This is a genomic window from Limosilactobacillus coleohominis (assembly GCF_016901675.1).
In the GTDB taxonomy this organism is placed as follows: Bacteria; Bacillota; Bacilli; order Lactobacillales; family Lactobacillaceae; genus Limosilactobacillus; species Limosilactobacillus intestinavium.
Genome location: NZ_JACJKU010000014.1, coordinates 1 through 22,172, shown reverse-complemented (window position 1 = coordinate 22,172; position 22,172 = coordinate 1). Strand labels below are relative to the sequence as shown.

Annotated in this window: 17 protein-coding genes and 2 pseudogenes; 1 reads left to right on the top strand and 18 read right to left on the bottom strand. The window is 38.7% G+C overall.

Annotated elements, in window-relative coordinates:
• Positions 1 to 2: 2 nt before the first annotated feature.
• On the bottom strand, positions 3 to 1,052 hold the full coding sequence (hrcA, locus tag H5975_RS02515; RefSeq protein ID WP_204784751.1) for a heat-inducible transcriptional repressor HrcA: 1,050 nt from the start codon (positions 1,050 to 1,052) through the stop codon (positions 3 to 5).
• A gap of 113 nt (positions 1,053 to 1,165) precedes the next feature.
• Between hrcA and H5975_RS02510 the strand changes: the two genes are divergently transcribed.
• A complete protein-coding gene (locus tag H5975_RS02510; protein WP_204784750.1) occupies positions 1,166 to 1,534 on the top strand; it encodes a hypothetical protein in 369 nt (122 codons plus the stop codon).
• A gap of 47 nt (positions 1,535 to 1,581) precedes the next feature.
• Here the strand turns inward: H5975_RS02510 and H5975_RS02505 are convergent, their stop codons facing one another.
• The 17 genes and pseudogenes from H5975_RS02505 to H5975_RS02430 all read right to left on the bottom strand — a co-directional run bounded on the left by H5975_RS02505 (position 1,582) and on the right by H5975_RS02430 (position 21,864).
• Positions 1,582 to 3,045 (bottom strand): UDP-N-acetylmuramoyl-L-alanyl-D-glutamate--2,6-diaminopimelate ligase, encoded by a 1,464-nt coding sequence (locus H5975_RS02505; protein ID WP_204784749.1) that lies wholly within the window; start codon positions 3,043 to 3,045, stop codon positions 1,582 to 1,584.
• A 25-nt stretch (positions 3,046 to 3,070) separates the two neighbouring features.
• Positions 3,071 to 3,844: a hypothetical protein gene (locus H5975_RS02500; RefSeq protein ID WP_204784748.1), complete on the bottom strand. Its 774-nt coding sequence runs from the start codon at positions 3,842 to 3,844 to the stop codon at positions 3,071 to 3,073.
• Positions 3,845 to 3,866: 22 nt separating this feature from the next.
• Positions 3,867 to 5,741: an asparagine synthase (glutamine-hydrolyzing) gene (gene asnB / locus H5975_RS02495; protein WP_204784747.1), complete on the bottom strand. Its 1,875-nt coding sequence runs from the start codon at positions 5,739 to 5,741 to the stop codon at positions 3,867 to 3,869.
• A gap of 115 nt (positions 5,742 to 5,856) precedes the next feature.
• Positions 5,857 to 6,825 (bottom strand): riboflavin biosynthesis protein RibF, encoded by a 969-nt coding sequence (gene ribF / locus H5975_RS02490; protein ID WP_204784746.1) that lies wholly within the window; start codon positions 6,823 to 6,825, stop codon positions 5,857 to 5,859.
• 10 nt (positions 6,826 to 6,835) lie between these two features.
• Positions 6,836 to 7,735, bottom strand: a complete 900-nt coding sequence (gene truB / locus H5975_RS02485) for a tRNA pseudouridine(55) synthase TruB (protein WP_204784745.1) — start codon at positions 7,733 to 7,735, stop codon at positions 6,836 to 6,838.
• Positions 7,736 to 7,799: 64 nt separating this feature from the next.
• Positions 7,800 to 8,162 carry a 30S ribosome-binding factor RbfA gene (gene rbfA, locus H5975_RS02480; protein WP_178659524.1) on the bottom strand — a complete coding sequence of 121 codons (363 nt, stop codon included), beginning with the start codon at positions 8,160 to 8,162 and terminating at the stop codon, positions 7,800 to 7,802.
• An 11-nt stretch (positions 8,163 to 8,173) separates the two neighbouring features.
• Positions 8,174 to 10,084, bottom strand: a pseudogene (gene infB, locus H5975_RS02475) (translation initiation factor IF-2); the annotation flags it as partial.
• Between the two features lie 243 nt (positions 10,085 to 10,327).
• Positions 10,328 to 10,477, bottom strand: a pseudogene (locus H5975_RS09250) (translation initiation factor IF-2 N-terminal domain-containing protein); the annotation flags it as partial.
• Positions 10,478 to 10,490: 13 nt separating this feature from the next.
• Positions 10,491 to 10,799: a YlxQ-related RNA-binding protein gene (locus H5975_RS02470; protein ID WP_204784743.1), complete on the bottom strand. Its 309-nt coding sequence runs from the start codon at positions 10,797 to 10,799 to the stop codon at positions 10,491 to 10,493.
• Entirely contained in the window at positions 10,792 to 11,088 is a 297-nt protein-coding gene (rnpM, locus tag H5975_RS02465) for an RNase P modulator RnpM (RefSeq protein ID WP_204784742.1), read from the bottom strand. Before rnpM ends, H5975_RS02470 begins: the two co-directional genes overlap by 8 nt.
• A 20-nt stretch (positions 11,089 to 11,108) precedes the next feature.
• On the bottom strand, positions 11,109 to 12,260 hold the full coding sequence (gene nusA / locus H5975_RS02460; RefSeq protein ID WP_204784741.1) for a transcription termination factor NusA: 1,152 nt from the start codon (positions 12,258 to 12,260) through the stop codon (positions 11,109 to 11,111).
• Between the two features lie 18 nt (positions 12,261 to 12,278).
• Positions 12,279 to 12,758, bottom strand: coding sequence for a ribosome maturation factor RimP (gene rimP, locus H5975_RS02455; protein ID WP_239459464.1), 480 nt, complete (start codon positions 12,756 to 12,758; stop codon positions 12,279 to 12,281).
• Between the two features lie 110 nt (positions 12,759 to 12,868).
• Positions 12,869 to 17,215: a PolC-type DNA polymerase III gene (locus tag H5975_RS02450; protein WP_204784740.1), complete on the bottom strand. Its 4,347-nt coding sequence runs from the start codon at positions 17,213 to 17,215 to the stop codon at positions 12,869 to 12,871.
• Between the two features lie 89 nt (positions 17,216 to 17,304).
• A complete protein-coding gene (locus H5975_RS02445; protein WP_204784739.1) occupies positions 17,305 to 19,035 on the bottom strand; it encodes a proline--tRNA ligase in 1,731 nt (576 codons plus the stop codon).
• An 18-nt stretch (positions 19,036 to 19,053) separates the two neighbouring features.
• Positions 19,054 to 20,328, bottom strand: a complete 1,275-nt coding sequence (rseP, locus tag H5975_RS02440; RefSeq protein ID WP_204784738.1) for an RIP metalloprotease RseP — start codon at positions 20,326 to 20,328, stop codon at positions 19,054 to 19,056.
• 12 nt (positions 20,329 to 20,340) lie between these two features.
• The gene (locus tag H5975_RS02435; RefSeq protein WP_204784737.1) at positions 20,341 to 21,129 is read right to left on the bottom strand and encodes a phosphatidate cytidylyltransferase; all 789 of its coding nucleotides are present in this window, start codon (positions 21,127 to 21,129) and stop codon (positions 20,341 to 20,343) included.
• A gap of 15 nt (positions 21,130 to 21,144) precedes the next feature.
• The gene (locus H5975_RS02430) at positions 21,145 to 21,864 is read right to left on the bottom strand and encodes an isoprenyl transferase (protein ID WP_239459469.1); all 720 of its coding nucleotides are present in this window, start codon (positions 21,862 to 21,864) and stop codon (positions 21,145 to 21,147) included.
• Between the last annotated feature and the right edge of the window lie 308 nt (positions 21,865 to 22,172).

The window sequence follows — 22,172 nt, the reverse complement described above, 5'->3', positions numbered from 1 at the left end:
TCCTAAGAGCCATAATAATGATGATAATAGTCTAACAGTCGCTTTGCCAATTCTTTTCGAAATGCATCGACAATTCCAATCGTGCGAGAATATGGCATTGCTGTTGGCCCCAAAACTGCTATGATTCCTTCGCCATACTGATCAACATCATACTTCGCAGTAATTAGTGAGTAATTGTTAAGTACATCACTATTGGCAATTTCATTACCAATTCGAACGTTAATCCCCGAACCATCATTATCTGAATCAATAATTCGAGAAATTCGATCACTAGTGTCTAACAGTTCATACAGTGCTTTCATCTCACTTGGGCTTTGTTTCCCAGCTATTCCCATTAAGTTTAATCGGCCCCCGACAAAGAATCGTTCACGCTCCGCTTGTGAAAGAATACTATCAAATACATCTAGGAACCCTTCCGGACTTTCTAGATAGCGATGAACTTGTACAGGAATATCAGTTTTCAGTCGTTGCACAACTTCTACTAATCTTTTCCCATTTAATTCATCATTAATCATTCTCACAACAGCTTCAAGCGCTTCAGTATCCATATCGCGTGGTATCCGGAAAGTTTGGTTTTCAACCTCCCCGGTATCAGTAACGAGGATACCAATTACCTTTTGATTACCTAATGGTACTAACCGAAAACCGCTTAAGCGAGCATCCTTTTGTTCAGGTTTGATCGTAAACGCGGTTAAAGAAGTCAACTGTGATAAAATGTCAGCAGAGTGCGAAATGATCTCATCGAGTTTGGCAAAATTAGTGCCTAGTGAATTTTGGATTACAACCAAGTCATTATTAGAAACACTATTTGGATCCAGCAAATGATCAACATAGTACCGATAACCTTTTTTAGAAGGGACTCGTCCAGAAGATGAATGCTCTTTTACAACCAAGCCTTCATGCTCAAGAAATGCCATTTCGTTACGAATAGTAGCAGAACTGACTTTCATTGGCAGCTTATCAACAAGTCCTTTTGAGCCTACCGGTTGACCAGTATCAGTATACTGGCGTACAATCGCTTGCAGGATTGCCTCTTGACGCTGTGTTAACATTTTTTGATCACTTCCTTTTAGCACTCTTAACACCTAAGTGCTAAACACACTTTATAATATACCAACCATCATTCTAAAAGTCAAGAAACGTCAAACTTTTTATAGGAGAAATTATGAAAACTGATCAACGATATATTCAACCACACAATGCCAATGAAGCAATGACGCTAATTCAGAAATTGTTTAATGAATATCGTCATGCTCCATTGACGGATGTCTTATTAAAATATCATAATAATTTGATCTATCGATTAAAATCTGACATATATAAGGCAGCCGAAAAGGAAAACAATTCACAGCAGCTAAGTGATTTAAATCAGATGATTCAAATCATGGAAGCCTGGACTAAAATTCGTTTAAATAATCAACCTTTCGAAGGAAAAATGAAAAATTTCAAACTAGTCACTAATAATAGCCCAAAATTTAAGCGTCATCTTCATAAAATCAAGGGACCGCTTAATCATCAAGCTAGCCGTCATTAGCTAAAAAGGTCGTTGGCATTTCGTTATATTGCCAACGACCTTTTTTATTAGTTTTCTCGATTATTTAATGCTTTCTCGGCCTCTTCATAATCATCAAAATGATGTTTGGTATGACCAATAATTTGATAATCTTCATGCCCTTTTCCGGCGATAATAATCGCATCACCTGGTTTAGCATGATTAACAGCATATTGAATTGCTTCACGACGATTAAAAATGACAGTTGCTTGATCAGGATCAATTCCGGCCAGCATATCATCCATAATCTTGTGTGGATCCTCAGTTCGTGGATTATCCTCTGTTAAAATTGCGTGAGTGCTATGTTCAACAGCAATTTTAGCCATTTGGGGACGCTTTTGCGCATCACGATCGCCACCACAGCCAACAATACAATAAGTATCTTGTTTAGCAAAATCATTGAGCGTTTCCAAAACATTCAATAATCCATCTGGTGTATGAGCATAATCAACAATTACACTTACTCCAGTATCAGAAGGCACTAACTGAAAACGTCCTTTGACACCTTTAGCTTTGCTTAATGAATCAACAATTTCATCTAAATCAGCCCCAGCTGCATATGCAGCTCCAACGGCAGCTAAGGAATTATACACATTAAACTTACCAATAAGGTTGGTCTTAACATGGCGAACCTCATTCAAAACATGCAAGTCAAATTCAGTTCCATGAATACTGATGTTAATATTCTCCGCAGAAATGTCTGCCTGGTGATCAATACCATATGTCAAAATATTACTAGTTGTGTAATCGATAAATTCCCTACCAACCGGATCGTCAATATTCATAACTGCTGTCTTACCATCAAATGTATTCCCCATTTGAGCAAACAACAAGCTTTTGGCAAGTTTATATTGACTCATTGTCTTATGGTAGGCTAAATGATCTTCTGTAAAATTAGTGAAGACACAAATGTCATAATTAATTCCCCAAACACGGCCCTGTACCAAGGCAATGGATGAAACTTCCATGGAAACCGTTTTGACGTTATGATCACGCATATCTGCTAAGGTTTTTTGATTAGTTAAAACGTCTGGTGTGGTATTAGTGGTAGGAAAGATCTGATCATTGACTTTCCGATAAAGAGTACCAATTAAACCAGTACCTTCCCCCATATTGTCGAACACTTCTTCAATCAAATGCGTCACGGTGGTTTTACCATTCGTTCCGGTAACTCCAATCATTTTCATAGACTTACTTGGGGACCCATAAAATTTGTCTGCTAAAAACGCCATTGCACGATGGGTATCCTTAACATAGAAAACTGGGACGGTCGTGTCCACTGGTTCTTGAGCGATAATCATTTTTGCACCACTTGCTACTGCTTGCGGAACAAATTGATGTCCATCAACATTAGATCCCACAATCGCAATAAAGATCGCTCCAGGAACTACTTCGCGAGTATCTTGCGTTACCGTCGTAACTTCAAAATCCGCAAAATGTTCATCTGATAATTGTTTATACTTGATTGATTGGATTAAATCACTTGCTAACACGGTTGTTCTTCCTTCCTAATGTTGTTCAGTTATTATAAACTTTTGGACTGCCAATAATTGTACAGCCAAGGTCTGAAGTCCGGTATGTTGAACGGACACGAAATGGAACTTGAGCTTTCATTGCAATTTTTACAGCCCGCGGATGAACTACCTTTGCACCGTTTTGAGCCATCGTTTCCATCTCATCGTAGGTTAAAAAAGGGATTACTTGAGCATTAGAATTTTCTTTAGGATCTTTGTCCATAACACCATTCACGTCTGTAAAAATATCAACATATTGGGCATTTAACGCAGCACCAAGCGCAGTCGCGGATGTGTCTGAACCGCCTCGTCCTAATGTCGTAATATGACCATCCATTGTTTTTCCTTGGAACCCGGCTACAATCACTACATCCGCAGTTAGTAAAGCCTGTTGAATAGCATTATTATCGACTTTTAATACTCGCGCATTTTGATAATCATCATTAGTAATAATCCCAGCCTGCGCACCTGTCATGCCTTGAACATTAATACCACGCTGTCTAGCCTGATTAAGCATTACAGACATCGAAATTAATTCGCCCGTTGCCAACAACTGGTCTAATTCCTGAGGATTAAGTTTTGTGGCTCCATTTGAGCTAACTAAACTTAACAAAGAGTCGGTTGCATAAGGGCTACCCTTGCGTCCCATTGCAGAAACAACCATCACAACTTTATAGCCATCATTTAACGCCTTTTGAACATGGTCTAAGGCTAAGTCACGTGAAGTATGGTCTTGGACAGATGTCCCACCAAACTTTTGCACAATTAGTTTTCCCATTTTGTGTCCTCAACTTTGTTAATTAAAATGGTGATTTAAAGCTAGAACCTGCATCTTCAATGTATTGCTTGTACCAAGTCATAAAGGTCAAAATTGTCCAAATCTTACGTGAATTATCTCTAACACCCTTACGATGATCTTCCAATAATTGTAAGAAGTATTGTTTATTAAAGAATTGGTCAGTTTGTGAATTATTAATAATGTCTTTAGCCCAATCGTACATTTCGTCTTTTAACCAGAAACGAATTGGTACTGGGAAGCCAAGCTTTTTACGATGTAAAACATGTCCTGGAATGACATCTTCAACCGCCTTACGTAAGATCTGCTTGGTAGTACCATCTTTAATCCGTAAGTGACTTGGAATTTGTGAAGCAACTTCAAAAACTTCTTTATCTAAAAATGGCGTCCGTAATTCAAGGCTATGAGCCAAAGAAGTACGGTCAGCGTTTCTCAACAGGTCACCATTTAGCCATGCATGAATATCAATAAACTGCATCTTAGTGATTGGATCATACTGCTGAGCTTCTTGGTACCATGGCGCCATCGTTTTAGCGTATGAATGATCAGCATTGTAATTCTTAAAGAAGCGCTTCTTTTCTGCTTCGTTAAAAATAAATGCATTCCCAACATACCTTTTTTCCAATGGAACAGTTCCACGCATTAAGAATGACTTACCCTTCATTCCTTCAGGCATCATTTTACTAATGGCATGTAATGCACCATTAATTGGCTTGGTGTACTTAAATGGTCGCAAGGAAATTGGTTCATGATAAATAGTGTAACCACCAAACAACTCATCAGCGCCTTCACCAGTTAAAGCAACTTTCACTTGTTCACGAGCCGTCTTAGTCAAGAAGAACTGAGGCACTGCAGCAGGATCCGCCAAAGGATCATCCATTGCCCATACAAAATATGGAAATGCCTTCATAAACTCTTGTGGAGTAATAATATGGCTATAGTTTTCAACGCCTAAAATATCCGCAGTTTCCTGAGCGACATCTAATTCACTGTAGCCTTCCCGTTGAAAACCAACAGAAAAAGTTTTGAGGTTATTATTAAATCGTTTGGCAATTGAAACAACAATTGTTGAATCAATCCCACCTGATAGGAATGCACCAACAGGAACATCTGACCGCATGTGAATCTTCACAGAGTCAAATAAAACATCACGAACTTCTTTTGCATACTCATCTTCTGATTTTTCAACAGGATGGAAAGTTGTATCGTAATACCGTTGTAATTTAACTGGTTCCCCAACCTTCTTAATTAATGACATTCCTGGAAGCAATGCCTTGATGTCTTTTGACATTGTCTCAGGTTCCGGAACATATTGGAAAGTCATATAATCCTGTAATGCATCATGATTAAATTCTTGTTCACGTAAAACAGGATATAAAGCTTTTTCTTCGGAACCGTAGAAAAGTTGATCACCAACTTGGGCATAGTAAAAAGGCTTAATACCAAATTGATCTCTGGCCGCAAACATCGTCTTTTCTTGACTATCCCAAATAACAAAGGCAAACATTCCACGGAAATGCTTTGGAGCATCCACTCCCCATTTGTCATATCCTGCAAGAATTACTTCAGAATCAGAATCACTCTTAAAAGTGTAGCCATCCTTTTTTAATTCATCCCGTAATTCAATATAGTTATAGATTTCACCATTAAACGTTAACATGTAGCGTTCATTATCATATGGCATCGGTTGGTGCCCTGCTTCGGTTAAGTCAATAATGCTCAGCCGACGAAAGCCCATCGTAATATTATCATCTTGAAAATATCCTGAGTCGTCTGGCCCCCGATGAATAATCATATTATTCATCGTATGAACCGCTTCACTCATCCGTTCTGGTGAATATAATTTCTTATCAGATACTGTTCCTGCAAACCCACACACAGTTAATCCACTCCTTAATCTCTTTTCTCTGAAATACTTAATTATTCGATTTTGACCAGTCTTTATAGTAGTTAAAAATGATTCAAAAATCAATATGTCTTTTAATTCTTACAACTTATTTTACAGAAATTCCGCTAAACTGATTGTCCGCAAGTATTTGTTCACTAGTAGTTTGATCCTTTTTTAATTGATTGATCAGTTCTTGGACACTACTAAATTTAACTTCATCACGCAACCGTTGAACCCATTGAACAGTCACATGCTCACCATAAATATGATGATTGAAATTAAATAAATTAATCTCAATAGTCATTCGTTTATTTTGTCCAAAAGTTTCATTAAAGCCAACGCTGGCCATTCCATCAACCCATCTTCCTTGAACTTTCATTCTTACGGCGTACACGCCAACTGCCGGAATGCGCTCATTTTCGTACCACTGAACATTGGCAGTAGGAAAGCCAATTGTCCTTCCACGAGCAAAACCATGAACAATAATGCCAGTAGTTGTGTACTCATAGCCAAGGAGTTGATTGGCTTGACCAATTTGTCCCTCATCAACTAATTTTCGAATATTTGTGGAACTAACTTTTTCATCAACAGCACCTTCGGACAATTTATTCACTGTATAAACATCGAATCTACCGTTAACATATGTTGGTAAAAGCGCCATATTTGCAATATCAGCAGGCCCATATGTATGGTCAAACCCGGCAACTACCATACTAGGGTTTAATGCTGTCAGTACTTGATCAACAAATTCTTGAGGTGCCAATTCAGCAACGTCCGAAGTAAAATTCATCACGTATGCAATGTCAACTCCTAACTGTTGAAATAAGGAGAGCTTCGTTTTCAATGGAGTTAAATATCGGACTGGCTGTTCCATCATTTTAAAAACAATCGCCGGCAATTTATCGTATGTTAAGACTGCCAATGGTTGATGGCGCTCATTTGCAAGTTCTTTTGCGGTACGAATTACTTTCTGGTGTCCACGGTGGACTCCATCAAAAAAGCCCATTGCTAAAACAACCGGTCCAGCTTTGACCTCATTTGTACTTAATGGATAGCTTAACCGAATGCTTTTCATTGTTACCCTCCTACTTAGTTGAAATCATGGTTGCTGGTTTATAATTAACCCCATTTTTTTGATAAATGGCCTTGGCCTCATCATCGTACAACAAGACAAGCTCTTTTTCATCATGGTGCAGTTGCTTTGCTTTTAGCCATCCACCATTCTGTACTAATTTCCATTGTTGGTCTGTCAATTCAACTTGCGGATAGTTTCTTAAAACAAACCTTGCGGGAAAAATATAATTAGTAATTGTTTGATTATTAACCTCTTCTTCCACATCTGCCAGGCTCAGTGTCTGGTCTAGTTCAAAACCACCACTCTTTAATCTGGTTAATGATGACATTGTCCCTGGATATCCAAGTTTTTTGGCAAGATCAACAGCTAATGTTCTAACATAAGTTCCCTTGGAGCAATGCACTTCAAAACGGACTCTCTGTTGTCGTTGCTCTACATCATAATGATTAGAGGTCATTACAAACTTGTTAATGGTAACCTGCCGTTGTGGTCGTTCTACCGTCTCTCCTGCACGGGCATACTCATACAGTCTTTTACCATTGACCTTAACGGCAGAATACATCGGTGGGATTTGAGTAATATTACCTGTTAATTCTGACATGGCTAACTGTATTTGGCTTTCAGAAATTGGTGATGAGACTTCTTTAGTTGCAACTACCTCACCATCCAAGTCTTCAGTGGTTGTTGCTTCGCCGATCAAAAGTTCTCCAGCATAGACCTTTCCTGACTCCATTAGATAAGGCACCAGTTTAGTAGCATTTCCAATACAAATCGGCAAAACCCCACTCACGTTAGGATCTAAGGTCCCAGAATGACCAATTTTTTTGGTATGCAATAATTGTCTTAATCGACGAATACAGTCAAAACTGGTCATACCACGTTCTTTATAAAGTGGTAACACACCATTCATAATCATAATCCTCCTTCAACACGAAAAGAGGTTGCGGGAAACGTCCACAACCTCTTTTAAACAATTAAAGTTGATTGTCCTGATGAAGTTTCTTAATTAATTCATCGATTCTATTACCATAAGCAATTGATGGATCTCGTTCAAACTTAATTGCAGGTGTCTTAAAAATGTTGAGGCGGGCACCTAATTCTTTACGAATCAAGCCAGTTGCCTTATCCAATCCGGCCTGGGCTTTTTCACCATCAGATGCTTTATCGGATAACAAACTGTAATAAATTGTTGCTTGTTGCAAGTCACCCGTTACATCAACATCAGTAACAGTAATGTTTTGGACACGCGGATCACGCACCCGTTTTAACAAAATATCATCAACTTCACGTTGAATTTCTTGTGCTAGCCGTTCTGGTCTGTATCGTTTATTAGGCATGCCAATCCTCCTTACTTAACAGGAATTTCCTTCATTTGATATGCTTCAATGACATCATTTTCTTTAATGTCATTGTAGTTTTCAATAGTCAAACCACATTCAAAGCCGGCTTTAACTTCCTTGGCATCATCCTTAAAGCGCTTCAAGCTGCCAAGTTCACCATCGTAGATAACCACACCGTCACGAACTAAGCGTACCTTTGAGTCACGAGTGATTTTACCAGTAGTAACCATTCCACCAGCAATGGTCCCCACTTTAGAAGCTTTATAGATTTGCTTAACTTCAACTTCTCCGATAGTTTCTTCTTTATATTCTGGTTCCAGCATCCCTTTCATGGCTGCTTCAACCTCTTCAATGGCTTTGTAGATAACCTGGTGTAAACGAATATCAATGTTATTGGAATCAGCCATTGACTTAGCAAGTGGTGTTGGTCGAACATTGAAACCAATAATAACCGCGTTGGAAGCTTCGGCTAACGTAACATCGGATTCACTGATGGCACCTACTGCCTTGTGAATAATATCAACTCGAACACCGTCAACATCAATCTTTTGAAGACTTTGTGCCAGGGCTTCAACTGAACCTTGAACGTCAGCCTTAATAATGATTGGCAAGGTCTTCATTTGCCCCTTCTTCATGGTATCGAAGAGGTTATCTAAAGTAACATGGGAAGTTCGTGCACGTTCTTCTTCTTGAGCACGTTTAGCACGTTCTTCACCAGCTGCCCGCGCTGTCTTTTCATCTTCAAATACAACGAAACGATCCCCTGCCTGTGGAACATCGTTTAATCCAGTAATTTCAACAGGTGTTGATGGAGTTGCTGTTTTAATCCGACGACCGTTTTCGTTGTTCATAGTACGAACACGTCCGAAAGTATTACCAACAACAATTGGGTCACCAACATGCATTGTTCCTTGTTGAACTAACAATGTAGCAACTGCTCCACGTCCTTGATCCAACCGTGCTTCAACAACTGAACCGGCAGCTCTTTGATCAGGGTTAGCCTTTAATTCCATCATTTCAGCTTGAAGAAGAATCATATCTAACAATTCATCAATATTCTTGTCAAACTTAGCAGAAATTTGTACGAAGATGGTGTCACCACCCCAATCTTCAGGAACCAAGCCGTATTCAGTTAATTGTTCAGTTACGTGGTCAGGATTTGCTCCTGGCTTATCAATTTTATTAACTGCAACAATAATTGGAGTCTTAGCTGCTTTAGCGTGATTAATAGCTTCAATTGTTTGTGGCATAACACCATCGTCCGCTGCTACAACCAGAACAGTAATATCAGTAATGTTTGCACCGCGCGCCCGCATTTCAGAGAATGCTGCGTGTCCTGGAGTATCCAAGAAAGTAATTAGTTGATCATTGTAGCGTACTTGGTAAGCACCAATTGCCTGAGTAATTCCACCGGCTTCATGTTCTGTAACATGAGAGTGACGAATCTTATCCAACAAGGTTGTCTTACCATGATCAACGTGTCCCATTACAGTAACAACTGGTGGTCGTGGGACCATGTGTTCTTGATTCTTTTGTTCATCATCAAAGAACTTATCAAGATCTGCAATGTCTTCTTGAACCTTTTCTTTTGCGTCAATTCCATAATCAGCAGCCAATAGCTCAATGGTATCCTTGTCCAAGGACTGGTTTTGATTAACCATAACCCCTAACATGAATAGCTTTTTAACAATTTCAGCTGCAGAACGGTGCAAAATCTTGGCCAAGTCTTGTGCATTCATGCCTTCAGTGTATTCAAGCACGTCTGGGAGTGGACGATCCTTACGCTGAGTTGGTTGTTTTGAGGTCACTTGTTTCATACGTTGATTATTACGGTTCTTCTTATTCCGTTTCTTATTCTTCTTGTTGTTTTTGTTGCCAAACCAATGAGCACGATTTTGATTATTGTTCCCATTGTTTTGCTTATTACTGTGCTTTTCGTTTCTATTATCATCATTCTTGGAATGACGATTCTTTACTTCTTCGTGGTGGGAATTTTGGTTGTTTTCATGATTACGCACCACTTGTTTTTTGCCGTTATTGTTATGCTCTGATGACTTCTGCTTTTTTGATTGTGCAGTTTGTTGGTTATCAGAATGTTTCTTAGATTTGTTATCATCAGAAACTTTTTTATTGTTTTTCGGTGTTGCAGCTGTATTGTTGTTAGCTGCTGCCCGTAACTGTGAAGCTTGTTCTGGGGTCACCGAGGACATGTGGCTCTTGATACTCATTCCTTGTTCATTTGCCAATTTAACAAGTTGTTTGCTTGGCATTTTGAGCTCTTTAGCTAATTCATAAATTCGTTCCTTGGCCATATGCTCACTCTCCTTAATTGATTTTTTCTGTTAATGCTTTAAATTTCTTTGCAAAACCACTTTGAATAATTGCAGCAACTGATCTAGATTGACCGATCGCGTTACTAATTTCCTGACGACTGAGAACTATGCTGTTGTCGACTTGATAATATTTACATTTATCAGTGAACTTCTTGATAGTTGGTTGACTAGCATCGTTAGCAATAAATACAAATTGCGCACTCTGATTGCGAATGGCTTTTAGTACTAAATTCTCACCCGTCACTAATTGTCCAGCCCGTTGAGTCAAACCTAATAGTTGAATAATAGCTTTTTTATTCATTGCCAAATAGTTTTTGTCGTGCTTGCTCGTGGTCTGCATACTTGATCAATTCATCGTAAAAACTATCATCAAGAGTAACATCAAACACCTTGTCAAAAGTGCGTGTTTTTTTAGCCTTTTCAGCGATTTTAACATCTACGGCCACGTATGCCCCACGCCCTGGCTTCTTACCAGTTGGATCAAGTGAAACTTCGTTTTCCTTGTTTCTCACAACTCGAATGAGTTGACGTTTAGGCATCATCTCACCAGTGACAATATCTTTACGCATCGGTATTTTTCTCTTTTTCATCTTTTTCACCCCGCTGCAAATTAATCTTCGTCTTCTTCTACATCATCAGAATCAAAACTATCGTCGTCCGCTTCGGACAATGGTTTAATATCAATCTTGTAACCAGTTAGTTGAGCTGCTAAACGCACATTTTGTCCCCGCTTACCAATAGCTAAAGATAATTGGTCATCTGGGACAACTACTGTACATCCGCGGTGAACTCGTGGTTCATTTTCATCATCATTTGATTGATTAGCTTCAACCTCGCCATTATTAGCATCAAAAATAACTGCCTTAACTTCTGCTGGGTTGAGGGCATTGCGAATGAAGTCTTCTGGTTCTTCTTCATACTTAACAATGTCAATGTTTTCACCACCAAGTTGGTTAACAATTGTTTGTACACGTGAACCACGTGGGCCAACACACGTTCCAACTGGATCAACATTGCTATCCCGTGAGAAGACTGCAACCTTTGCCCGGTCACCTGCTTCACGAACGATACCCTTGATTTCAACAATTCCTTGACTAATTTCTGGAACTTCTTTTTCAAAAAGACGCTTCAAAAGGTCTGGTGCTGTCCGACTAACAAAGACTTGTGGTCCCTTAGTATCTTTCAATACTCTGGTAACGTAAACTTGGACGTGATCATGAGTCCGATAATGTTCGTTTGGCATTTGATCATGCTTGTTCATCGCTGCCTCTACTCCACCATTGAGGTTAATGTAAATGTAGCGATTATCTTCACGTGCTACTTCACCATCTACTAAGTCGTCTTTAAGACGATTGTACTTTTCATATACAATCCGTCTTTCTTCTTCTCGCAACTGTTGAAGTACAACATTTTTAGCAGTTTGAGCAGCAATTCGGCCAAAGTCTTTAGGTGTGACTTCTTCCTTAAAGTCATCACCAATTTCATAACCATGACTCACATGCATTGCATCACGTAAACTAATTTGTTCAATTGGATTAGTAACTTCATCTACTACCTTTTTAGTAGCAAAAACCTTAAAGTCACCAGTATTTTCATCAATTTTAACTTCTACATTAGCATTGTTATCATCATAATTCTTTTGATAGGCATTAGCCAATGCATCAGTTAAGGCGTTAATAATAACGTCCTTTTTAATTCCTTTTTCTTTTTCTAGTACATCCATTGCACCAAGCAATTCAGCTTTTTGTTTCTTTGTGCTCATGATCTAGTTTTCTCCTTCTTAAATTTTCACAGCTAGTCGTGCTTTAGCAATCAATTTACGTTGAACAGTTAATTCTTTATGACGTGTTTTATCAAGATAATCAATCGTCAATTCATCCGGTGTAACCTGCTTTAAGTCACCTTCGTAAACCTTTTTTCCGTCAATAGATTGATAAAGTGAGATATGAACATATTCGCCAACAGCTTTTTGATAATCTTCTTCTGTCTTTAGCGGCCGTTCAGCACCAGGTGATGAAACTTCCAAAAAGTATGCTTGGGGAATAGGATCGGGATCACAGTTATCTAATGCTTCACTTAATTGATCACTTACGTTCACACAATCTTCTAAAGTGATTCCACCCTGTTTATCAATGTAAACACGTAAGTACCAGCTATGCCCCTCTTTTACAAACTCAGTATCAAACAAATAGAAATTGTGTTCATCCAAAATTGGCTGAACCAAATCATTTACTGTTTGAATAACGTCTTTAGTGCTCAAATTGTCACCTCCAATTAATTGCAATAAAAAGAGCGAGCATCTCTGCTCACCCCTCTCCGAAGTCATTTACCATATCTAATCATATCATTAACACTGATAAAACACAAGTTTTACAGCTGATCAAACAAACTCAGCTGGTTTTGATCAGGTAACCCATCGAGAACCCCATTATCTGTCATAAAGTTAATAATCGTTTGCGAAACTTTACCACGTTCAGCAAGATCCTCTTTAGATAAGAATGGCTTTTCTTCACGAGCCGCTACAATTTGCTTAGCGACATTAATTCCTAATCCTGGAATTGCCCTAAATGGTGCAATCAAAGTATCACCATCAATTAACCAATCTGAAGCATCTGACCTTTCCAGATCGACCATCTTAAACTTAAAGCCACGTTCTAGCATTTCATTAGCTAATTCGAGGATTGTTAATAAACTCTTTTCCTTTGCTGAAGCATCATTTCCCTTATCGTTGATTTCTTTCATGGCAGCTTTGACTGCATTTTTGCCGTGTGCCATTGCCACAACATCAAAATCATCTGCCCGTACAGAGAAGAATGCACAATAATAGGTTAATGGGAAATAGACTTTAAAGTACGCAATCCGTAAAGCCATCAAAACATAAGCAGCCGCGTGTGCTCGTGGGAACATGTACTTAATCTTTAAGCATGAATCAATATACCATTGTGGAACATTGGCCTCATGCATTTTGACCTGCCATTCGTCCGGAATTCCACGACCATGTCGAACCGATTCCATGACTTGGAATGAAGTTTCAGAATCTAATCCGTAGTGAATAAGGTCGGTCATGATGTTATCACGACATCCAATAACGTTCGCAATCGTTGCTACACCGTTCTTAATCAGTTCCTGAGCGTTATCCAACCATACACCAGTCCCATGAGATAATCCTGAAATTTGTAATAATTGAGAATAATTCTTGGGATGAGTATCCTCTAACATGCCACGAACAAAGCGCGTCCCGAATTCTGGAAGTCCGAGGGTCCCGGTCTTTGAATTTATTTGCTCTTCTGTTACTCCTAAGGCTTCAGGACTCGAGAACAGGCTCATAACTCCCGAGTCATCCATTGGGATGGTTTTTGGGTTGATTCCGGATAAATCTTGTAAAGCACGAATCATCGTTGGATCATCATGACCCAGAATATCCATCTTTAAGATATTGTCATGAATTGAATGGAAATCGAAGTGCGTTGTTTCCCAAGCCGCTTGCTGGTCATCAGCCGGGTACTGGACTGGCGTGAAATCATAGATGTCCATATCATCTGGAACAATGATGATCCCTGCAGGGTGCTGACCAGTCGTTCTTTTTACACCAGTTGCTCCCTTAGCCAGGCGATCTTCCTCGGCACCACGGAACTGTTGATCCGTATCTCTTTCGTACGCTTTAACATAGCCGTAAGCAGTTTTATCAGCTACAGTACCAATTGTTCCGGCACGAAATACGTTTTTCTCACCAAATAATACCTTCATATAATTATGTGCAATTGGCTGATAGTCACCAGAGAAGTTTAAGTCAATATCTGGGACCTTATTCCCTTTAAATCCTAAGAATGTTTGGAATGGAATATCATGACCGTCTTTGATCATTAATGTTCCACACTTAGGACATTTTTTATCTGGCAAATCATAACCGGAACTATACTCACCCTTGGTATAGAAGTGATTATACTGACACTTTGGACACCGATAATGCGGCGGTAGTGGATTAACCTCAGTAATACCAGAAAGAGTTGCTACCACACTAGACCCAACTGAACCCCGGGAACCAACCAAGTATCCGTCCTTGTTGGACTTTGCTACCAAGCGTTGAGCAATTAGGTAAATTACTGAGAACCCATTTTTTACAATACTATCTAATTCTAACTTAACCCGATCATAAACAAGCTTAGGTAATGGATCACCATACCATTTTTTAGCAGTAGCCCACGTACGATCCTGGATTTCTTGTTCTGCACCTTTCATATGCGGTGTATAAAGTTTATCTTCCACCGGACTAATATCTTCATCGATTTCATCTGCAATTTGATGGGTATTAGTTACAACAATTTCGTGAGCTTCCTCAGATGGCAAAAAGTCAAATAATTCTAGCATCTCATCTGTAGTTCTAAAGTGAACGTCAGGACGCTTAGTCTTGTTGAGTGGATTAGCACCACCCTGAGAGTTAATTAAGATTTTACGATAAATCGCATCCTCAGGATTTGAGTAATGAACATCACCAGTAGCCACTACTGGTTTATGCAACTCTTTACCAACTTTAATCATATTCTTAATGATCGATTCAAGGTGTTGGTCACTTGAAATTACTTTTTGTTCCAACAGTGGTGCATAGTTTGGCTTCGGCTGAACTTCCAAATAATCATAAAATTCAGCTTTTTCCTTAGCTTCCGCATAACCTTTCTGCATCATTGCAGTAAACACTTCACCACTGGAGCACGCTGAACCTACTAGTAATCCCTCACGATAACGCTCCAGGACACTTCGCGGAATTCTTGGTACTCGATAGAAATACTTAACGTTAGCCTGTGAGACTAATTTGTACATATTCTTCAAGCCAGCCTGATTTTTGGCCAATAATGTAACATGAAATGGTCGTGCGTGACGGTAAGAACCATTATCAGTCATGTGCTTGTTCAAATCATCCACATATACGATCTTGTACCGCTTTTCTGCATCTTTCAAGAATATATGTAACAGGTGACCCGTGGCTTCAGCATCGTAGTTTGCACGGTGGTGGTGCTCCAACGATACTTTAAATTTTTTACTTAAAGTGTTTAATCGATAACCCCGCATATTAGGATAAAGAAAACGAGCCAAAGGCAATGTGTCAATCACTGGTTGAGTGATTTCCGGCATATTATGACGACGGTAGCCGGTATTCATAAATCCCATATCGAAGGACACATTGTGCCCAGCGATTATTGAACCCTTACAGAAGTCCTGAAACATTTGGAAAACTTCTTCTTCAGTCTTTGATCCTTGAACCATATCGTCAGTGATGCTCGTTAACTCTGTCGTTTGTTCTGATAAAGGAAAACCAGGGTCAATAAATTCATCAAAACGGTCTAGTACTTTACCATCTTTCATTTTGGTTGCCGACAACTCAATAACTTTATCATAAATCGCAGAAAGTCCAGTTGTTTCCACGTCAAAAATGACATACGTGCTGTTAAGGAGATGATCATGGTTTTCGTTGTAAACTAATGGAATTCCATCATCGACAACGTTTGCTTCCACTCCATAGAGCATTTTAATGTTGTACTTCTTATTTTTACCATCGTAAGCAGCTTTATACGCCTCAGGGAATCCCTGTACACCTGCATGATCAGTGATTGCGATGGCAGGTTGTCCCCACTTAATAGCCTGCTTAACATAATCAGAAATTGAATTTGTAGCATCCATAGTTGACATATTAGTATGCAAATGTAATTCAATTCGTTTATCATCATTTGCCGCTTTATCTTGCCGACTAGGATGCGAAACAACATTGATGTCAAAGGCATTTAAAGTCAAATCCCGCATAAAGCTATCTTCTTGGACGGAGCCACGAACCTTAATCCACTGCCCCTCATTAATTGCACCAAATTGAGCTTCATCCTTTTTGCCACGTGAAAATTTCTTTACTGCAAATGATGACGTATAGTCAGTAATCTCTAAGATCATTAACTGCCGTCCTGAACGCAATTCCTTAACTTCTTTAGAAAATACGTATCCCTCGACAATGACATTCCGCTCTTCTTCAGTAATCTCGGCCATTTGCATAACTTCAGCTGCTGGGTTGATTTCCTTACCAATTTGTGCAGGCCCATCAACCTGAAGTTGTCGTTCTTCATTTTGTTGGCGTTTAGCTTGGTCAGTCTTAATTTTCGCTAGTGCTTTTTTTACTAGTGCAGCATCAGCTTCTTGTTGCTTTTCTTTTAACTCCTTCACCATTTCTTGCGATGCAGTCTGGTCTACAATTGCATGGATACGAAATGGCGCAAAACCAGCTTGTTGATAGGCCTGTTCGATTTTACCCAAGAATTTATTAGCAACAAATTCTTTTACTTGTTCATTTTCTAATGCTAATTCAATTCGACCATTATTTTCTTCGGGGATAGTCTGTTCTGCAATTTCAAACCCCATTCCGCGACTACCGACTTCTCGTTGAGCCAAGAATCTCCAATAATCACTAATTTTTTGAGGATCATTTTCATTATCTGAAGTACGGATGATAAGTTTTACCTTCGCATTTGCTAAGTTATGAAAACTCATCTGCAAACTATTGCTTAGTCCCCGATAAACATCAGCAGGTAATACGTGACTAAAGTGTAAATGGATTTCCCAAATTCGCGATTTCTTATGGACGATCACATTTTCGACACTTCCGTTACTAAGTGAGGGGTCTTGGTAGTTAATTTGTTCCAGTAATTTATTCAACTTTGCTTCTGCATTAAGAGCCACTGAACTTCCTCCTCAAATTAAAAATGCGGTTAATCTAGATTATTATCCGTTAACCACATTTTAAAATCAACTTACTATTTACCTATTTATTAGTCATCTTGGTTAGCCAATTGCTTAAGTAAAATTTGTACAGTGTTATTTACTTCTTCAGCTTTAACCTCAACTGTTTCACCAGTCTTGCGAATCTTAATTTCAACAATTCCTTCGCTCGCTTTTTTACCAACGGTTACTCTTAATGGAATACCAATCAAATCTGAGTCAGCAAATTTAACACCAGCACGTTCTTTCCGATCATCAATCAATACATCCAGTCCTGAGTCCTCAAGATCTTTGGTAATCTGTTCGGCCATCTCTAATTGATCCTTTTTCTTAGCATTTACCGGAATAACATGAACATCAAATGGTGCAATGCTGTCTGGCCATACTAATCCATATTCATCAGCATTTTGCTCCGCTACCGCTGATAACAGACGACTAACACCGATACCGTAACAACCCATGATCATATCTACTAACCGACCATTTTCGTTCAATACCTGAGCACCCATCTTTTCAGAGTACCCAGTACCAAGTTTAAAGATGTGACCAATTTCAATTCCGTTAGTAAATTTAATTGGGTTACCATCAGGAGCAATTTCGCCCTCTTCAACTGTACGGAAATCGCCAAATTCATCTACCCGGAAATCACGGTCGATATTAGCATTAACGTAATGGTGTCCATCATCGTTAGCACCACACGCCATGTTAACCAAAACTTTGACATAATTATCAGCAAGAATTTTGACATCTTCACCTACGCCTACTGGGCCAAGTGAACCTGGATGTGCACCAAGGTATTTTTGAGCTTGTTCTTCAGTTGCTAATTCCAAGTCTTCACAATCAACAGCATTAGCAACCTTCGTTTCATTAACGGTATCATTACCACGCATCAAGACCATGACAGGTTGATAATCGTCTTCACCCATTTTGGCCATAAAGAACATCGCTTTCAAGATTTGGTTTGCATCAATGCCTAAACTTTCTGCAGCTTCATCAACCGTATGAGCTCCTGGGGTTGGCTTCTTCACTAATTCAGCCGGTTCATCAGTTTGCTGAACACCGGTAAATTTAGAAGTAGCCTTTTCCAAGTTGGCAGCATAATCACCATCAGTGTAAACGATGACATCTTCACCAACTTCAGCAGGTGCTGAAAATTCTTGAGAGTTATCCCCACCAATAGTACCAGAATCAGCCAAGATCACCTTATAGTCCAAACCAATTCGATCAAAAATATTGCGGTATGCTTTTGCTTGATCATTGTAAGCTGCATCTAAACCTGCTTGGTCCGCAGAAAAAGAATAGGCGTCAAACATTTCAAATTCTTTGCTCCGTAAAACACCATACCGAGGACGTGCTTCATCACGGAACTTATCTTGTAGTTGGTAAACTACTAATGGTAGTTTCTTATATGATTTGATACTATCTCTTAAGACTTCAGTGAATGATTCTTCATGAGTTGGTCCTAAAACATATTCACGATCATTCCGTCCACTAAATTTAAATAGATTATCACCATATGCCTCGTAACGACCTGTTTGTTTCCAAATATCAGCTGGTAACATTACAGGCATCATCATTTCTACAGCATCAATCTTATCCATTTCTTCACGGATAATCTTTTCAATTTTACGAATAACACGATAGCCCATTGGTAAGTATGACCAAACCCCAGAAGAAATTTGATAGATATAACCAGCACGAGCCATCATCTTATGACTTAAAGCTTCCGCATCACTTGGTGCTTCCTTACTTGTTGGGATTAAAATTTTTGATTGCTTCATCGTTAAAAATTACTCCTTTTACCTAATAAAATATCGTTGAATATCATTCCACGTAACCAGGATCATTAAAAGTAGCAGAAAGGCAAATCCAACCAAAGTTACAATGCCCTCCGCCTTTTCTGGAATTGGGCGTCTAATAATACCTTCGATAATATTTAACACTAATTTGCCACCGTCTAGCGCTGGGATTGGTAATAGATTAACAATTCCTAAGTTAATTGATAACATGGCTAAAAATGCTAGGACTCCATTAACACCTAAGGACGTTGCTTGAGAGGTCCCAGCGTAAATTGCAACAGGGCCACCAAGATCATTCAAACTAAATCCATGAGTAAACATATGTCCTAGAACGCTAAAAATTAATGTTCCCGACAATACGAATTGGTGCCAACCATATGACAAACGTGACTTAACATCTGTCCGTTGTTCTTCCATAATACCAATTTGCCCAACAGTTTGCTTGCCTCGTTTTACTTTACGTGGCACCATTTTAACCATTTTCTTTTTACCATCACGTTGATACTGAACAGTAATCTGCTTATCCGGTTGACTCGAAATGGCACTAGTCATTTCCTGCCAATTTTTAGTTTGATGTCCATTTACTCTAGTAATTCGATCACCACTTTGCAACCCTGCTTTAGCAGCAACAGATGAAGTTTGAACACGACCAATTTCATTACTATTGGTAGGAATACCCGGCAAGGTAAAACCTAAGATCACAAATACCACCAACGCCAAAATAAAATTATTCATTGGCCCAGCAAAATTAGTCATCATCCGGTGTGGTAAACTAGCAGATTTAATTTGAACATCGCGAGGAGCTATTCTCACCTCGGTACCATCCCGTTCAATAACATTAGCATCATGGTTAACATTGAAAGTTTCAACTTTACTTTCATCACCATTGACGTATCCAGAAATCCATAATTCATCTACTAAATCTTTATCAACAATTTGAAGTGGCAGGCCTTGGAACAAAGTAGTCTTATTACTGGCATTAATAGTTACTACTTCATTTTGATTATTCATCTGTAAAGTTACCGGCGTCCCTGGACGAAGAGTCTCATCATCATCTTCATCCCCACCAGCTAAACGCACATAACCGCCCAAGGGCAACAAACGAATCGTATACGTAGTTCCATTCCGATGATTCCACCATATCTTTGGACCCATTCCAATTGAAAACTCACGTACTAATATACCAGCTCGTTTGGCAAAATAATAATGGCCAAATTCATGTACTAAAACCAAAATCCCAAAGACAATTATGAAAGTTATGATTGTGATTAACAAATAATCACCCCACTAAATAATCCCTAATAAGTATAATGCTGGCATAACCATTAACATACTGTCAAAACGGTCCAAAATTCCACCATGTCCTGGCAAAATTTTACCAGAATCTTTAACACCATAATACCGTTTCAGAGCTGATTCAATTAAATCACCAAACTGGCCAAAAATAGATAAGACAAATGTTGCTAGTACCATCAAGGCATAATTATCATACCCAACATGGAAGAATACTAAATAAATTGCCAGCACGATTGTTGCAAAGAGTGTTCCTAATACAGAACCCTCGATCGTTTTATGGGGACTAACTTTTGGCGCTAATTTATGCTTACCAAATTGACGTCCAAAAATGTAAGCTCCACTATCAGTTAACCAAACAATTAGCATTCCATACAATAACGTTGTGAAACTAACAGCACGAGCTTGAACAAATGCGTTAAATCCCATCCCAATATAAAGCATTCCTAATACTAATACACCTGCATCATCAAAACTAAAGCGGCCCTTATGAACCACAGTGTGTAAAAGAATCAAAATTACAATTACATAAAAAGTAGTCAAGCGATTAAAGTGACTGGGCAACCAACTCAACCAACTTTTAGGCATGGTAATAATTAAAACACCAATATATGACATGATTGCTGCAAAAGAAGTTAAAAACATCTTTTTCATAATCAAAATTTCACTCATCGCAACAATCCCTAAAACAATTGCAGCTAATTGAAGTGGCAAATGACCAATCAGTATTAAAGGAATAAAGATTGCCAAACCAACAATCGCAGTAATAACTCTTGTTTTCAAAATTAACACCTATCTTTACTTGTTTTTTAATCCGCCAAAGCGTCGATGACGATGTTGAAAAATACTAATAGCTTTTTTCAATGATTCACCATCAAAATCCGGCCAATGTTCATCCATAAATACAAATTCACTATATGCGACTTGCCAAAGCATAAAATTGCTTAGCCTTTGTTCACCACTTGTTCGAATTAATAGTTCGGGATCACTATATGGTGCAAGCTTAGCACTCATCATATGTTGATCAAGGGTGTCCTCCGTAATCTCATCAGGATTTAATTGACCAGTTGAAATTTCCTTTGCAATTTCTTGAGTTGCACGTTTAATTTCATCACGGCCACCATAATTAAGCGCGAAGTTTAAAATCATTCCCGTACAATCCGCCGTATCTTGAATTGCATCCTGGACAGCAACCTGCGTCTTAGCAGGAAGTTTTGATATATCTCCCATAACAGATACTTTAACATTATGTTTTACCAGATCAGGTACAAACTTATTGAAAAAGCGAATGGGAAGATCCATTAGAAAGTTAACTTCTTGTGCTGGTCTTTTCCAATTTTCTGTTGAAAATGCGTATAAAGATAAAACTTTAACTCCAAGGTCACTAGCTGCAATGGTTACTTTTTTTACCGTTTCCATTCCCTGTTGGTGACCTGCTACTCTTGGTAAATGTCGTGCTTGAGCCCAACGACCGTTTCCGTCCATAATAATTGCAATATGGTGTGGAATTTTTTCCATATTTATCTGGAATTGTGGCTTTTCAGCTGTTTTATTTTGAGAAAACAAAATCGTCCTCCACTAAATTAATTTTTACAATACTTTTTTCATTTTAACAGAAATAGGCTTAATTCTCTACTTTTGTCTCTACAAAATCACCGTCTCCAATTGACATACAAAAAACTCTCAATGTCAGTACTACATTGAGAGTTAAAAAATGAGGTTCTACACTATTCGGTACTGATGAGTTTTCATCAGTGCCGTTTTTGTATATGATGACAATAAAAAAGGACAATTACCCCAAAAAATACACACACGGTAATTGCCCT